This window comes from Nocardia sp., assembly GCF_025465275.1.
Classification (GTDB): domain Bacteria; phylum Actinomycetota; class Actinomycetes; order Mycobacteriales; family Mycobacteriaceae; genus Nocardia.
The window spans coordinates 133,679-147,507 of the sequence record NZ_JAODNK010000073.1 but is presented as its reverse complement, the minus strand read 5'-3'; the positions used below and the strand labels follow the sequence as shown (position 1 = coordinate 147,507).

14 protein-coding genes are annotated in these 13,829 nt (G+C 66.1%); 6 read left to right on the top strand and 8 right to left on the bottom strand.

Annotated features, from left to right (window positions below; translation table 11 throughout):
• Nucleotides 1–20: 20 nt before the first annotated feature.
• From JWN03_RS17280 to JWN03_RS17275, 3 genes are read right to left on the bottom strand one after another with little or no spacing between them, the layout of a single operon-like run.
• Nucleotides 21–479, bottom strand: coding sequence for a hypothetical protein (locus JWN03_RS17280; protein ID WP_297615715.1), 459 nt, complete (start codon nucleotides 477–479; stop codon nucleotides 21–23).
• A 40-nt stretch (nucleotides 480–519) separates the two neighbouring features.
• A complete protein-coding gene (locus tag JWN03_RS45520) occupies nucleotides 520–801 on the bottom strand; it encodes a tRNA-dependent cyclodipeptide synthase (RefSeq protein WP_366914439.1) in 282 nt (93 codons plus the stop codon).
• 34 nt (nucleotides 802–835) lie between these two features.
• Complete coding sequence (locus tag JWN03_RS17275; protein ID WP_297615713.1) at nucleotides 836–1,504, bottom strand: TetR/AcrR family transcriptional regulator; 669 nt, start codon at nucleotides 1,502–1,504, stop codon at nucleotides 836–838.
• Nucleotides 1,505–1,635: 131 nt separating this feature from the next.
• Here JWN03_RS17275 and JWN03_RS17270 point away from each other — a divergent pair, with 131 nt between their 5' ends.
• The 5 genes from JWN03_RS17270 to JWN03_RS17250 all read left to right on the top strand — a co-directional run bounded on the left by JWN03_RS17270 (nucleotide 1,636) and on the right by JWN03_RS17250 (nucleotide 7,432).
• Entirely contained in the window at nucleotides 1,636–3,207 is a 1,572-nt protein-coding gene (locus tag JWN03_RS17270; RefSeq protein WP_297615711.1) for a succinic semialdehyde dehydrogenase, read from the top strand.
• 34 nt (nucleotides 3,208–3,241) lie between these two features.
• Nucleotides 3,242–4,066: an SDR family NAD(P)-dependent oxidoreductase gene (locus JWN03_RS17265; RefSeq protein ID WP_297615709.1), complete on the top strand. Its 825-nt coding sequence runs from the start codon at nucleotides 3,242–3,244 to the stop codon at nucleotides 4,064–4,066.
• 189 nt (nucleotides 4,067–4,255) lie between these two features.
• Nucleotides 4,256–5,422, top strand: a complete 1,167-nt coding sequence (locus tag JWN03_RS17260; protein ID WP_297615708.1) for an SPFH domain-containing protein — start codon at nucleotides 4,256–4,258, stop codon at nucleotides 5,420–5,422.
• A 73-nt stretch (nucleotides 5,423–5,495) separates the two neighbouring features.
• Nucleotides 5,496–6,914 carry a hypothetical protein gene (locus tag JWN03_RS17255; protein ID WP_297615706.1) on the top strand — a complete coding sequence of 473 codons (1,419 nt, stop codon included), beginning with the start codon at nucleotides 5,496–5,498 and terminating at the stop codon, nucleotides 6,912–6,914.
• Nucleotides 6,915–6,931: 17 nt separating this feature from the next.
• Entirely contained in the window at nucleotides 6,932–7,432 is a 501-nt protein-coding gene (locus JWN03_RS17250; protein ID WP_297615704.1) for a hypothetical protein, read from the top strand.
• A 14-nt stretch (nucleotides 7,433–7,446) separates the two neighbouring features.
• Here the strand turns inward: JWN03_RS17250 and JWN03_RS17245 are convergent, their stop codons facing one another.
• The 5 genes from JWN03_RS17245 to JWN03_RS17225 all read right to left on the bottom strand — a co-directional run bounded on the left by JWN03_RS17245 (nucleotide 7,447) and on the right by JWN03_RS17225 (nucleotide 12,688).
• Nucleotides 7,447–9,069 (bottom strand): MFS transporter, encoded by a 1,623-nt coding sequence (locus tag JWN03_RS17245; RefSeq protein WP_297615768.1) that lies wholly within the window; start codon nucleotides 9,067–9,069, stop codon nucleotides 7,447–7,449.
• A 226-nt stretch (nucleotides 9,070–9,295) separates the two neighbouring features.
• Complete coding sequence (locus tag JWN03_RS17240) at nucleotides 9,296–10,198, bottom strand: aminoglycoside phosphotransferase family protein (RefSeq protein WP_297615702.1); 903 nt, start codon at nucleotides 10,196–10,198, stop codon at nucleotides 9,296–9,298.
• Nucleotides 10,199–10,240: 42 nt separating this feature from the next.
• A complete protein-coding gene (locus JWN03_RS17235; protein ID WP_297615700.1) occupies nucleotides 10,241–10,957 on the bottom strand; it encodes an HAD family hydrolase in 717 nt (238 codons plus the stop codon).
• Nucleotides 10,954–11,817, bottom strand: coding sequence for a putative protein N(5)-glutamine methyltransferase (locus JWN03_RS17230; protein ID WP_297615698.1), 864 nt, complete (start codon nucleotides 11,815–11,817; stop codon nucleotides 10,954–10,956). The genes JWN03_RS17235 and JWN03_RS17230 overlap by 4 nt, the downstream gene beginning before the upstream one ends.
• 43 nt (nucleotides 11,818–11,860) lie before the next feature.
• Nucleotides 11,861–12,688, bottom strand: a complete 828-nt coding sequence (locus tag JWN03_RS17225) for a YdcF family protein (RefSeq protein WP_297615696.1) — start codon at nucleotides 12,686–12,688, stop codon at nucleotides 11,861–11,863.
• 265 nt (nucleotides 12,689–12,953) lie between these two features.
• Here JWN03_RS17225 and JWN03_RS17220 point away from each other — a divergent pair, with 265 nt between their 5' ends.
• Nucleotides 12,954–13,802, top strand: a complete 849-nt coding sequence (locus tag JWN03_RS17220; RefSeq protein ID WP_297615694.1) for a bifunctional 5,10-methylenetetrahydrofolate dehydrogenase/5,10-methenyltetrahydrofolate cyclohydrolase — start codon at nucleotides 12,954–12,956, stop codon at nucleotides 13,800–13,802.
• Nucleotides 13,803–13,829: the final 27 nt, after the last annotated feature.

Here is a 13,829-nt window from a genome sequence, read left to right as displayed (position 1 = left end):
TCACCACTGCGGGCGATCCTTTACTGCGGGATGGCGCGGACGACCCGCTCGCGCGGAATCAGCAGGCACAGCAGGGCCAGGACGAGACCGCCGCCGACCAGGTACAGGCCCCAACTGCCGTTGAGAAGGGTGCGGTAGTCCGTGCGTAGCTGGTGGTCGAACTTCTCGTCGAGCCGCCAGGTGAGCACGCCCAGGCTGGCGAGGCCGGCCAGGACGCCGAGCCAGCCCAGTACGCGGGAGCCGAAGAGCGCGGCCAGGAGCACGACGGCCGCGACGCCGAGCAGGACGATCGCCAGCGACATCACCAGTGAGACGGATTGATTGCCGGCCTGATCGAGGGATTGTCCGGAACCGAACCCATTACGCAGATCCTCCAGCCGGACATGCTGAGCTTCGACCGTGCCGAGCAGTGGGCCGAACGTACCGACGGCAATGGCAATGGCACAGGCGAAAAGCAGCAGATGTACGAAAGTGCGCATATCCCACGGTAGGTGGTATCAGGCGTGCGCGCTTCCTGACCTATCCGTCCGCCCGACGAACCAGGAGACGCCGCCGCGCTCGATCCCCATCGTGGGTGCCCGCTGCGATGGGCTCCGGGCCGGGCAGTGACAGCTTGATGTACCCCTGGTGCGGGCGCGGCCGGATCGGCAATTCGTGCTGAAAGAGCGCGTCCACGAACGGAGTTCGGCGATGGTAGGCGTAGAGGGATGAGTCGCTGCCGATCTCTTCCCGCGACGATCCGAGCGCAGTTCGGTGTGAGCGGCTGGGCGGCGAGCTCGAGCGCAGTCGGCATTGCCACATGGTTGCGCGATGGCTACCGGACCGGCGGTGAAACTCAATCGGTGGTGAAGAGGCCGGGGATCGTGAGGGCGTATTCGACGTCTTCCCGGCGTCCGAGGGTGACCAGCACGCTGCGAATCATGGTGAGGCGGGCCGCTGCGATGGTTTCGGGGCTGGGTTCCCCGCCCGCGGAAATCCGGTAGACCACAAACTCGCAGGTTTGCAGGGCGGTGTCCAGATCCAGTGGAGCCGGAACCGGGCGGCTCAGTTCGACGAACTTGGCGCGAATGAGTTCGCGAATATCGTCGAGAGCCCGCTCCCGGTAGGAGGAGACGGGGGAACCTGGGTCGTGCAATTCCGCGAAGAGCGGGGAGAGCATCGGGCCGTGGCCACTCGCCCAGTAGAGGTAGGCCTCGATCATATTGATGCCCAGCTGAACCGGCTCTTCGGTGCGCTCGAGCGCGGCGCGAATGCCGCCGACCAAATCATCGTTCGAGAGCGTCAGGACCGCGTGCAAGGGTTCGATGGCATTGGCGAAGTAGCGATAGAAGGTCGGCCTGGCCAACCCGGCCGCATCGATGATGCGGGCGACACTCAGCCCGCGCGAACCGTGTTCGGCGAAGACGTCGGCGGTGGCCAGGACGATTCGCGCACGCACCTGATCGGCCTGTTGCGCCGTCTGCGGCGGGCGGCCGCGACGGGCCGCGGTGGCGGCCGTTGTCATAGGTGGCCACCGCGTGTACGGCTTGACATGAGGTGCGTCACGCCCATTAATCTAACACTAGTGTTCACCTAACATCGGTGTTCAGTAAATAGCGGGCCCCACCCGCGTCCGACTCCTCGAGAGGGCGACCAATGTCGACTGCCCCGCAGCTCGCCGCCGCCGATGCACTGCCGTTCGACCTGGTACAGCGACTGCTCGGCCATGCGGTCGCGGGCAGTGCGCCGTCGGTCGAGATCTTCGCTCCGGCCACCGGCCGCAAGATCGTCGATCTGCCGCAGTCCTCGGTCGCCGATGTGGAGACCGCCTTCGCCACCGCGCGCAGCGCCCAGGAGAAGTGGGCCGAGGTGCCGGTCGGGGAGCGTGCCGCGCTGCTGCGCCGCATTCACGATCTGGTGCTCGCCGAGCAGGACACCATTCTCGATATCGTCCAGATCGAGACCGGTAAGTCGCGTGTACACGCGTTCGACGAGGTCTCCGATGTCGCGGTCAATACCCGCTTCTATGCCGCCGAGGGCAAACGCATTCTCGCGCACCGCAAGCCGCGCGGCGTCATGCCGCTGCTGACCCAGGTGGAGGTGCGCAACCGGCCCAAGGGCGTGGTCGCGGTCATCTCACCGTGGAACTATCCGCTCGCGCTGGGCGCCTCGGATGCGCTGCCCGCACTGCTCGCGGGCAATGCTGTTATCGGCCGCCCCGACAATCAGACCGCGCTGACGCTGCTGTGGGCCATCGATATCGCCGAGCGCGCGGGTCTGCCGAAGGGCTTGTGGCAGGCCGTACTCGGCCGCGGCGCCAAGCTCGGCCCCGAGGTCATCGCGCGCGCCGATTACGTCGACTACACCGGCTCCAGCGCCACCGGCCGCACCATTGCCCAGCAGGCGGGCGAGCGGCTCATCGGCTACTCCCTCGAGCTCGGCGGCAAGAACCCACTGCTGGTGCTGGAAGACGCCGATGTCTCCGCCGCCGCCAAGATCGCGGTGCGCGCCTGCTTCGCCTCCGCCGGGCAGCTGTGTGAATCGATCGAGCGAATCTATGTGCACGACAAGGTGTATGACCAGTTTGTCACCGAATTTGTCGCCAATACCAAGAAGCTCACGCTCGGCAAGACCCTCGACTTCGATTACGAGATCGGCTCGCTGACCTTCCCGCGCCAGATCGACACTGTCAGTAAGCATGTCGATGATGCCGTCGCCAAGGGTGCGACCGTGCTCGCGGGTGGTAAGGCGCGCCCCGAACTGGGCCCGTACTTCTACGAGCCGACGATTCTCGCGGAGGTACGCGAGGGCATGACGGTATTCCGGGAGGAGACCTTCGGCCCGGTCGTGTCGGTGTACCGCGTCGCCAGCGACGACGACGCCGTGACGCAGGCCAATGACACCGTTTACGGCCTCAATGCCAGTGTGTGGAGCCGGGATACGAACCGCGGGCGTGCGGTCGCCGCCCGAGTCAATGCCGGTTCGGTGAACGTCAATGAGGGCTTCATCGCCGCCTGGGGTTCGGTGGCCGCACCGTCCGGCGGGCTCGGAATCTCCGGCACCGGTCGCCGGCACGGCCCGGAAGGGCTGCTCAAGTACGTCGACACCCAGACCATCGCGGTGCAGCGCATGCTGCCCATCGCCCCGCTGCCGGGCATGTCGGAGCAGCTGTGGGCCAAGACCATGACCGTCTACCTGGGCGTCATGAAGTCGTTGCGGCAGAAGTGATTCGCCGAAAATCCGAGCAGGGGAGCAGCAGGGTATGAAGAACGTAGCGGGCAAGAAGGTCCTGATCACGGGCGCCGCTATGGGGCTGGGCAAATCGTTCGCGGAGCGAGCGGTGCGCGAACAGGCCGCCGATGTGGTGCTCTGGGATATCAATGAGCAGGCGCTGAAGGAGACCGCGGCCGAGCTGACGGCCCTGGGCGGCAGCCGCATTCACCACTATGTGGTCGATGTCTCCGATCGCGACGCCATCACCGAGAACGGCGCGGCGGTGCGCGAGCAGGTCGGCGATATCGATGTGCTCATCAACAATGCGGGCATCGTGCGCGGCAACGGCTACTTCTGGGAGACCGAGAACCGGGCCGATATCGACAAAACCATGGCCATCAATTCCCTTGCGCCGATGTACATCACGCTGGAGTTCCTGCCGGCGATGGTGAAGAACACCGGTGAGGCGCGGGTGCTGAACATCGCCTCGTCGGCGGCGCTCGTCGCGAATCCGCGCATGAGCGTGTACGCGGCCTCCAAGTGGGCGGCGCTGGGCTGGTCGGACTCGGTGCGACTGGAGCTCGAGCAGTCCGGCAATGAGCACGTGAAGTTCACCACGGTCTGCCCGACCTACATCAATACCGGAATGTTCGACGGCGCCAAGGGTTTCCTGTTCACCCCCATCCTGGAGCAGGACGAGGTCGTGAACACCTCCTGGGAGGAGATGAAGAAGGGTGCGGCGCTGGTGGTGCTGCCCTGGACCTCGCGGCTCAATCGCGCCATCTCCGGCCTGCTGCCGCTGAAGGTGCGCGACTTCTACCTCAACAGCGTCGGCGTCTACCACTCCATGGACGAATTCACCGGCCGCAAGTAGGCATTCGATCGATGGCCCGCACGGAGCTCCGTGCGGGCCATCGGCTGTTTCCGGGACTTGCTCATGATTTATTAACAGTCCGTGTGGTCCCATCGATAGGGAGATGACGAGAGGCACTGGGGCACACGCCCCCTGTGCGATACTCGCGCTGGGCGGGCCTTGTGCCCGAAGGGAGGAACAGGAGACTTCATGGGCCTGATGGACATGATCCGGGGCGAATTCGTCGACATCATCGAGTGGCTCGACGACACCCGCACCACCTTGGCGTGGCGATTCCCGCGCTACGACAACGAGATCAAGAACGGTGCGGAGCTCATCGTCCGGGAGGGCCAGCGCGCGGTCTTCGTCTACCGGGGGCAGCTGGCCGACCAGTACGGGCCCGGGCACTACACGCTCACCACCGAGAACATGCCGATCATGTCCACCCTGCAGGGGTGGCGCCACGGCTTCAATTCGCCGTTCCGGTCCGAGGTGTATTTCATCAATACCCGGCCGGTCACCGATATGCGCTGGGGCACACCGCAACCCGTCACTGTGCGCGATCCCGACTTCCGGATGGTGCAGATCCGCGCCAATGGCACCGCCATGGTCAAGGTCACCGATGCCGAGGTGTTCCTGCGGCAGATGATCGGCACCAATGCCGAGGTCGATGCCGATGTTTTGAGCGAGACGCTGCGCAACAATATGGCGCTGGCCTTCTCCGATATGGTGCTCGCCAGTGGGCTCGGGGCCATCGATCTGCAGGGTCGTCAGGTCGAATTGTCCGGCAAGCTGGGCGAATTCGTGGCGCAGCGACTGTCCGGGTTCGGTATCGGCGTCGATCAGGTCACGCTGTCGATCTCGCTGCCCGAGGAGATCCAGCAGGCGATGACGCGCGGTGTCGCCCGCGGTGTCGAGGCCGGCGGGTTCATGAACAATGTCGACCTGAACCGCTACCAGCAGATGCAGGCCGCCGACGCCATGCTCGCCGCCGCCCAGAACCCCGGTGGGGGAATGGGAGCCGCGATGCAGGCCGGAATGGGCATGGTGCTGGGCGGGCAGATGGCCGGGCAGATGCAGGGTGGTTTCGCACAGCCCGCGCAGCAGCAGGCCCCGGGTGCGGCGCAACAGGCCGCTCCGCCGCCGCTGCCGGGTCAGCAGGTCTTCCACTTCGACAATGGTGGGCAGGCGGTCGGGCCGTTCCCGATCGAGCAACTGCGCCAGTATGTTTCGGCCGGACAGCTCACCCGCGACACCAATGTGTGGGCCGAGGGTATGGCGGGATGGGTTGCCGCCTCCACGGTTCCCGCGCTGCAGACGCTCTTCGCCGCGCCGCCGCCGCTACCGGGTACCCCTCCGCCACTGCCGCCGCACTAGCGCTGCGCGCATCCTGAAAGTCTCTCCGCAGCAACGGTGTAACCGTCGCTTCCGTCACCTCGAGTGAGCTTTTGTGAACGACAACCAGCCGCCGTACCCGGCCGCACCCCCACCGCTTCCCCCTCGGGAATCAGCCGCACCGCCGCCGCTACCGACCGCGGAGCCGCGGCCGTGGACTCCGCCGCTGCCTGCCGGGCCGCCGCCGCTGCCTCCGACGGGATACGCGCCTGCGCCGCAGCCGGTATTCACGGCCCCTGTTCCGGCGCCGCAGACGGCTGCTCCGGCAGCGCCTGTGCCGCAACGGGTTCCGGATCGTGCCATGCTGCACACCACCGAGCAGACTCGTACCTACCCGTGTTCGTCCTGCGGCGGGCAGCTGGGATTCGATCCGGTGGGACAGGATCTGCTGTGCCCCAACTGCGGTAATCGCTCTGCCATCACTGTGCCGAACACTCCGGTGCAGGCGCGCGAACTCGGGCCGGCCATCGCGGAGTTGCGGCAGATCCAGGCCGGGCAGGCCGGGCCGCAGGTCACGGGGGAGTGGGAGGTGAAGTGTCAGAACTGCGGCGGGACAACCGGATTCAACGGCACTCTCACCGCCACCCGCTGCCCCTACTGTGCGACGCCGATCCAGCGCGACGATGTGCACAATGCGCCCGCACGGCTACCGGTGGACGGGCTGCTGCCCTTCCATGTCGGTGAGAAGCAGGCCCGGGATCTGGTCGACAAGTGGTTCTCCGGGCGATGGTTCGCACCGTCGAAGTTCCGCAAATACCGGCGGATCGGTGCATTCTCGAGCCTCTATACGGCGTATTTCACCTACGACGCCGATACCGACACCTGGTATCGGGGTGAACGCGGCGAGGACTATCAGGTGCGCACCGGCACCGATGAAGACGGCGATCCGATCTACGAGACCCACACGCGCTGGTATCCGGCTTCCGGCGAGGTGAGCAATCAGTTCGCGGATCTCCCGGTGCTCGCTAATGAGAACCTGAACCGCTCGCGCATTCGCGCGCTGGAGCCCTGGCCGGTCGAGGAAGCGCGTTCGTACTCACCGGAATTCGTCGCGGGCCACCTGTGCCGCACCTATGACAACGATGCCGAACAGTCGCTGCCCGAGGCGCAACAGCGCATGGAGCAGGCGATCGAGAGCACGGTGCATGCCGCGATCGGTGGCGACCGTCAGATCGTCCACGAGTCCAATACCTCGTGGAACTGGCTGGCATACAAGCATCTGCTGCTGCCGATCTGGCTGCTGACCGTCGTCTATATGGACAAGCCGTACCAGGTGTACATCAACGGCCTCACCGGCGAGGTTGCCGGCGACCGCCCCTGGAGCAAGATCAAGATCATTGCCTTGATCGTGGCGGTGCTCGTCGCGATCGTGGCGATCATCCTGGTGTACAACGGACTGCACGGCCATCACACGGCCACCGGGCGAACCACGGTGCCCCGGCCGCCGAACACGGTGCCCGGACACCACAATTAGCGGATGAGGGTGTAGCGATGGTGTGGGTGCTCGTAGTTCTGATAGTGCTGATCGCAGCGATCGGTGGCGGCATAGCGCTGCTCTCGAAACGCCAGAAGACTGCGGTCAGCGCCGCGAACCAGGTAGTCCCGGGCACCCCCACTCAGGCGCCCGCCTCCTGGGCAGGCTCCCACGACCCCGCCCCCCGCCTGCACCGCCGCCTCCGCGACACCATGACCGCCCTCCGCACCGCCAATGCTCTCGACGATGGCACCACCCTCGTCCTGCGGGCCGAACTCGAGCAGGCAGCCCTGTCCTGGGACGACCGCCTGGTAGCCCTGGCCGCCCTCCCGTCCGCAGCCGCGGCCGACCAACTGAAACTGGCTACCGACGCCGTATCCTCCATCGAATCCGGTGTAGCCCAGTACATCTCAGCCGCCACCCAGCGCACCGCCGCGGACACCACAGCCGGCCTGGCCGCCGCCCGAGCCCAGCTCGACATCGCCACCGAAATCCGAAAGTCGCTGGAGACCAGTTGATCCGCTGAAGTTGGTCAGCGGGAGTGGCGGGTGGATTTGCCCGGGTCGTTGGGGCGCAGCACGGTGGCTATCGCGGCCACCACGGTCATTACCGTGGCGACGGTGAATACGATGATCAGGCCGTGGTGCAGGGGGTCGGCGACCAGTTGTGGGAAGTAAGTTGTGCTGGTGAGTTTTTGGGCGTGGTCGGCGGGGATGGTGGTCAGGACGCCGCTGGGGGCTAAGAGGTGGCCCAGGGGGTTGTAGCCGAGGAATGCGGCGAACAGCGTTGCTACCGGTGGTAGTTGGCTGAGGTGCGCGGCGACGTCGGCGGGAACACCCTGCTGTTGGAGGCCGCCTGCCAGTGACTGGGGCAGGTGTGAAGCCAGGCCGACGATCATGAGGGAGAAGAAGATTCCGATGGACAGGGACATGCCGGAGTTCTGGAATGTCGCGCGCATTCCGGAGGCTACGCCGCGCCGGGTCGGCGGGACGCTGCTCATGATGGAGGAGGTGTTGGGTGAGGAGAACACGCCCTGGCCGATGCCGTTGAGCAGAATCAGGGCGGCGAACACCGGGTAGTCGAAATTCACCGGCAGCATGAGTAATCCGATGAACGACAGCGCCATCACCACCAATCCGCCGGTGGCGAACGGCCGGGTGCCGTAACGGTCGGACAGTAGGCCGGACAGCGGACCGGCGAGCATGAAGCCCGCGGTCAGCGGCAGCATGTAGATGCCGGCCCACAACGGGGTGTCGGCATAGTCGTAGCCGTGCAACGGCAGCCAAATGCCTTGCAGCCAAATGATCAACATGAATTGGAGTCCGCCGCGCGCCATGGCGGTCAGCAGGGCGGCGCAATTACCGGCCGCGAACGTTCGGATACGGAACAGGGCGAGGTCGAACATCGGCTCGGCCACCCTCGTCTCGATGAGGCAGAACAACCCGAGTAGTGCGATGCCGCCGAGGATCCCGGCGAGCACCATCGGACTGCTCCACCCCATGGTGTGCCCGCCGTACGGCTGGATGCCGTAGGTGATCCCGGCCAGGATCGCGGCCAAACCTACTGTGAAGGTGAGTGTTCCGGACCAGTCCATCCGACTTCGCTTGCTGACCCCGGTTTCCCGGAGACTGCGATAGGACCAGATGGTGCCGATAATGCCGATGGGCACATTGATCCAGAAGACAGCCCGCCAGTCGATGGCGGCGAGCACCCCGCCGAGCACCAGCCCGAGAAACTGCCCGCCGAGGGCGGCAATCTGGTTGACGCCCAACGCCATTCCGCGCTGTTCATCGGGAAACGCGTCGGTGAGAATGGCCGCGGAGTTGGCCATCAGCATCGCGCCGCCGACGGCCTGCACCATGCGCCAGCAAATCAGCCACAGCGCACCGGAACCGCCGGTCATGGGATCGAGCGAGAGCGCGAGCGAGGCGGCCGAGAAGATGGCGAAGCCCAGGTTGTACATCCGCACCCGGCCGAACATATCGCCGAGTCGCCCGAACGCGACCACGAGCACCGCTGTCACCAGCAGATAGCCCATGATCATCCACAGCAGATAGCTGATATTGCCGGCCCCCAGCGGATCCAGCCCGACCCCGCGGAAGATCGCCGGCATCGCGATGATCACGATCGAGGCGTCCAGCGTGGCCATCAGCATGCCCAATGTGGTGTTGGACAACGCGACCCACTTGTACCGGTCGCCCTTGACGGCCGGGGCGTCCCCGGCCCGCAACCCGGTCACAGCTCCGCCACCGCACTCACCCGGTAAATGTACATTCATTAGCTTGCTGAAGGACCTGAAGATGACCGAACCTGCCGCGACCAGGAACTGACGGCGGCAAATGTCGAGTAGGCCCCGCCACCAGTTCCTGGTCGGCGACGTTCTAGGTGAGGGCTTCGGCTAGTTGGTCGGTGGCGTGGATGAGCCAGGCGGGGTCGTTGTGGCGGCGGCCCCAGAGGGCTTCTCGGACTGCTCCGGCCTGGGTCCAGCGGCGAGCTCGGGTGGGGTCGATTCGGGCTGCGGTGCAGTAGATGTCGAGGAGGTGGAGCACTGCGGGCTTCAGGTTCGGTGTGCCGAGCAGGGGGGCGAATCGGGGACTGCGGATGACGTTCAGGGCATCGTGTGCCGGGTCGCCGACATAGGCTTTGGGATCGATCGCCAGCCAGGGTTCGCGGTCGGACGCCAGGATATTGGCGTCGTGCAGATCGCCATGGACGAGGATGTCGGGCTGGTCGTGGCCGAGCTCGCGCAGGGTGGCCAGCGCGGCATCGAGCACCCGGTGTGGCAGCGGCTGGTTGAAAGCTGCTGCGGTGCTCAGCATTCGACGTTCCCAGTGGTCGACTCGATCGGACAGTTTCGGTAGCCCGGGCGGCGCTTCGACGGCCAGGCGGTGCGACAGCCTGCCCTGTATATCGATCGCTTCCTCATGGTCCTCGACCGTGGCGAGCGTGCGATACGCAGCCCGCTCCAGCAGCATGGCGAAGTGGTCGTCGTACCGTTCGAAAAGGTGTGTCGCGCCTCGGCCCTGCCAGGTCGCGTACGCATTGGGTTCGTGGAGGTTCCCGGGGTGCGGGAACGAGACCTTGATGACGGCGGGCGGCAGATCGCGATTCCGCACGGGGACCACGATCCCGACTTCACCGTGCATCACCGGGCCATCGGGCGCGCAGGACCAACGCTGTAGCAATTCCTCGATCAAGCCGGGCAGAGCTGCGATCCAGGCCCGTCCGGCGTCGCTCCGACTGGCAATTTCGGTGCGTACGAAGGACTCCGGGATGTCGATCATCAGTCGACTCTATGCACGCACCGGCACGCGAGGCGGTGGTTGTCAGAGGGTATCGAGGCCGGAGGCGAACGTGGTTGCGCTCAGCTCTACGAGGGACGGGATGATGGTCACGCCTTCTCGGTGGGCCACGCCTCGGGCGGTGCGGTCGAGCCAGTAGGCGCGCAGACCGGCATTGCGGGCGCCCAGGCCGTCGGTGTCGAAGCGGTCGCCCACGTAGGCGACCTGGTCCGGGGGAAGGTCCAGCATCTTGCAACCGGCGAGGAAGATGGCCGGATCCGGTTTGGCCGTGCCGAATTCGGCGGAGCAGAGGACTGCGTCGCCGAAGTGGTCGAGGAGGGCTACCGAGCGGAGTTTGTCCTGCTGGTGTGCCAGTGAGGAATTGGAGACGATGCCCAGGGCCACCTGTCCGGCCAATGCGCGCAGGGTGGGCGGGACGTCGGGGAAGGTGATCCAGGCGACGTCGCGGCGGGCGGCGTAGTCGGCGAACCAGGCGGACGGGTCCGTGACTTTGATACCGATGTGTGCCAGGAAGAGCTCGGTGCGCACCAGTTGCTGGCCCTTGAAGGTGAGCTCACCGGCCAGGAAGCGCGGGTAGTGCTCTTCCTCCAGGCTTCGCCAGAGCGTCACCGCCTCGTCCGGTGACTCGAACAGCCAGAGCTGGTCCTCGGCTCGCAAATGGCCGAGCAGGCCGATGCGCGCGGTGGCCGCGTAGTCGATGAGGGTGTCGTCGACGTCGAAGAGAATGCCGCGAATGCTCATCCGCCCACGCCCGGTGCGAGGGGACGGGTGCCGATGACAACCGTCGCGCCGATTTCGTCGTCTTCGGTGATGCGTGCGGTCAGGCCGTGTTCGCGCATGACGGCAGCGGCGTGCGGCGCTTGCCGCTCGCTCTCCTCCACCAGGAGATGCCCGCCCGGCGCGAGCCAGTGGGTGGCCACGGCGGCGATCCGGCGCAGCACATCGAGACCGTCCTCGCCACCGTCCAATGTCACCCGTGGTTCGTGATCGCGCGCCTCGGGCGGCATATGAGCGATCTCCGCGGACGGTACGTACGGGGTATTGGCGAGCAGAATCTGCACGCGCCCAGCCAATGCGGCGGGCATCGGATCGAAGAGATCACCCTCGACAACGCGCGCGTCCAGCGCTGCGAGGTTGCGGCGGGCGCAGGCCACGGCGGCCGGTTCGATATCCGCGGCGATGAGCTCCACTCGAATACCTTCCGCCGCAAGTTCGGTCGCGAATGCCATCCCGAGTGCACCGCTGCCACAGCACATATCGACTGCGAGGAGCGCCGCCTCGGACGCCGAGTTCATGGTGAGTCCGAGCGCGATGGCCTGCTCGACCAGAAAGCCGGTGCGTTGCCGGGGAACGAAGACACCCGGTGTCACGGCAACCCGCATTCCGCGAAATTCGGCCCACCCCAAGAGATACTCCAGCGGAACCCCGGCAATGCGCTGCACCACAAGCGATTCCAACTGTTCGGCATCGGTGGCAGCGGCAACCAGCAGCTCGGCTTCATCCTCCGCGAAAACACAACCGGCCGCCCGGAGTGCCGCGACGAGGGTATCGGTATCGGGAGAACTCACTGCGCCATTGTGCCCGCCCCGACCTGCGCACATGGCATGCGGGTCGGAACGGGCGGCAAGACGTGGCGTGGAACGGCTAACGCGAGGTGGGCAGCAGCAGGGTCCGCGTGGCATCGAGGTAGATGCCGCGCTGATTGGCGCGCGCCGGCGGAGCCAGCGAGGAAACCAGCTGCTCGAGAGAGGTGGTGGCACCGACAACCGGGATACCGGCCACGATGAAATCCGCGACCGCGCGGCGAATGTGATTGGGGGAGGTGACCACGATGGCGCTGGTGGCGCCCGCCTTGCGCAGCATATCGGTACCGAAGAGCGCGTTCTGGACAGTGGATCCGGCGCGATGGTCGGCCACGATCCGACTGGCCGGAATGCCGTGTCCGATCAGCCAGCCCTGCATGGCCGCCGCCTCGGTGATCCCGTTCTGCGGGTTGCCACCGCTCACCAGAATGGGCGACATCGGCGAGGCGATCGCCTGCAACCACGCCGCCTGCAGCCGGTTCACCAGTTCGGGCCGCATACTGCCGTCCGGCAGCAGACCGTAGCCGAGCACCGCGATACCGGTGGCAGGTCCGGCAATGGCCGGAATCGGATTGGGCAGGGTGCCGACCGCGGACCCGATGGCCCGGAACACATTCCGGGTGCCGTCGGCCAGCTGCGGGTTCAGGCCCTGGAGCCGGTTGAGCGCCGCCTCCCGGGTGACCAGATCGCCGGTGTAGTCCGACCAGATCGCCTGCAGGGAGAGCGCCTGGGCGTCATCGGGAGATTCGTTGAGCAATTGCCGCAGGTCGGAGAGGCCGCCGCCGTCATTGCCATTGGTGAAGTTGTCCTGCGCCGAGTTATAGAGCGCACCGGCGTCGGCGTGTGCGACGGCCGGTCCGTAGAGCGTGAGGGCGGCCGCGGCCGCCACGAGGAGTGTTGGTAAACGCCTGGCGATCTGCACTGCTGTCGACCTTTCGGAGAGGGTCACGCATGCTCTGCTGGCTATCTTTGCTGTTGCTGGCTAATGGCTCGGTACCGAATGCTGACACGATACGGCTGACCAGAGCTTCTGTTGGGTATTTGCCACAGCGATTTATGACGTTTGAACACTGGTGTGGGCGGGAACACACGCGCGTGCTCCCGGCCAGCGGTGCGCGCGATCGGCGACAGCGCGCGGGATAAGGTGTGAATCCGTGGACACGACTTCGCTTATCGGCAAGGAACTCGCCGCCGCCATCAATGCCGACACCAAGCAGCGCGCCGCGGCACTCGCGGAAAAGGGTGCGCCGCCGCGCCTGGCGCTGGTGATCGCGAATGACGATCCGGCCAGCATCTGGTACGTGAAGTCGCTCAATCGTGCTGCGGAGCGCAATGGAATCACTTGTGAGAACGTCGATCTCGGCATCGATGCTACCGCCGAGGAGATTCGCGTCAAGCTTGCCGAACTGTCGGCCGACCCGTCGGTGGACGCGATCATGCTGCAGACTCCGCTGCCCAAGGGAATCGGCCTCGATGATGTGAGCCTGTCGATCGCCGCCGCCAAGGATGTCGACGGCGTCAGCCCGCTGTCGCTGGGCCTGCTTGCCTCCGGCCTTCCGGGCTTCCCGCCCGCCACCTCCGAGGCCGTGGTGGAGCTGGCCAAGTTCCACGCGATTCCGCTCGCCGGTCGCCTGGTCGCGGTTGTGGGCCGCTCCAATGTGGTCGGCAAGCCGCTGGCTCAGCTGCTGCTGGCCGAGAATGCCACCGTGACGGTCGCCCACTCCCGCACCACCGACTTGCCAGCGGTGACCTCGGCCGCCGATGTGGTGGTCGCCGCTGTGGGCCGTGCCGGGCTGATCACCGGCGAGCACGTGCGCGAAGGCGCGGTCGTGATCGACGTGGGCACCAATGAGGACGAGAACGGCAATATCACCGGTGATGTGAATGCCGAATCCGTGACCGGTAAGGCCTCGGCCCTGAGCCCCGTGCCCGGCGGCGTCGGCCCTGTCACCACCGCGCTGCTGATGCGCCATGTGGTGCAGGCGGCCGAATCCGCTCGCTGAGCCACACAGAACCAGCTGCGTAACACA

Excerpts from the sequence above, each read along its gene's own strand:
- JWN03_RS17280 (WP_297615715.1), bottom strand. The coding sequence starts at position 479 with ATGCGCACTTTCGTACATCTGCTGCTTTTCGCCTGTGCCATTGCCATT.
- JWN03_RS45520 (WP_366914439.1), bottom strand. The coding sequence starts at position 801 with ATGTGGCAATGCCGACTGCGCTCGAGCTCGCCGCCCAGCCGCTCACAC.
- JWN03_RS17275 (WP_297615713.1), bottom strand. The coding sequence starts at position 1,504 with ATGACAACGGCCGCCACCGCGGCCCGTCGCGGCCGCCCGCCGCAGACG.
- JWN03_RS17270 (WP_297615711.1), top strand. The coding sequence starts at position 1,636 with ATGTCGACTGCCCCGCAGCTCGCCGCCGCCGATGCACTGCCGTTCGAC.
- JWN03_RS17265 (WP_297615709.1), top strand. The coding sequence starts at position 3,242 with ATGAAGAACGTAGCGGGCAAGAAGGTCCTGATCACGGGCGCCGCTATG.
- JWN03_RS17260 (WP_297615708.1), top strand. The coding sequence starts at position 4,256 with ATGGGCCTGATGGACATGATCCGGGGCGAATTCGTCGACATCATCGAG.
- JWN03_RS17250 (WP_297615704.1), top strand. The coding sequence starts at position 6,932 with ATGGTGTGGGTGCTCGTAGTTCTGATAGTGCTGATCGCAGCGATCGGT.
- JWN03_RS17245 (WP_297615768.1), bottom strand. The coding sequence starts at position 9,069 with ATGCTGATGGCCACGCTGGACGCCTCGATCGTGATCATCGCGATGCCG.
- JWN03_RS17240 (WP_297615702.1), bottom strand. The coding sequence starts at position 10,198 with ATGATCGACATCCCGGAGTCCTTCGTACGCACCGAAATTGCCAGTCGG.
- JWN03_RS17235 (WP_297615700.1), bottom strand. The coding sequence starts at position 10,957 with ATGAGCATTCGCGGCATTCTCTTCGACGTCGACGACACCCTCATCGAC.
- JWN03_RS17230 (WP_297615698.1), bottom strand. The coding sequence starts at position 11,817 with ATGTGCGCAGGTCGGGGCGGGCACAATGGCGCAGTGAGTTCTCCCGAT.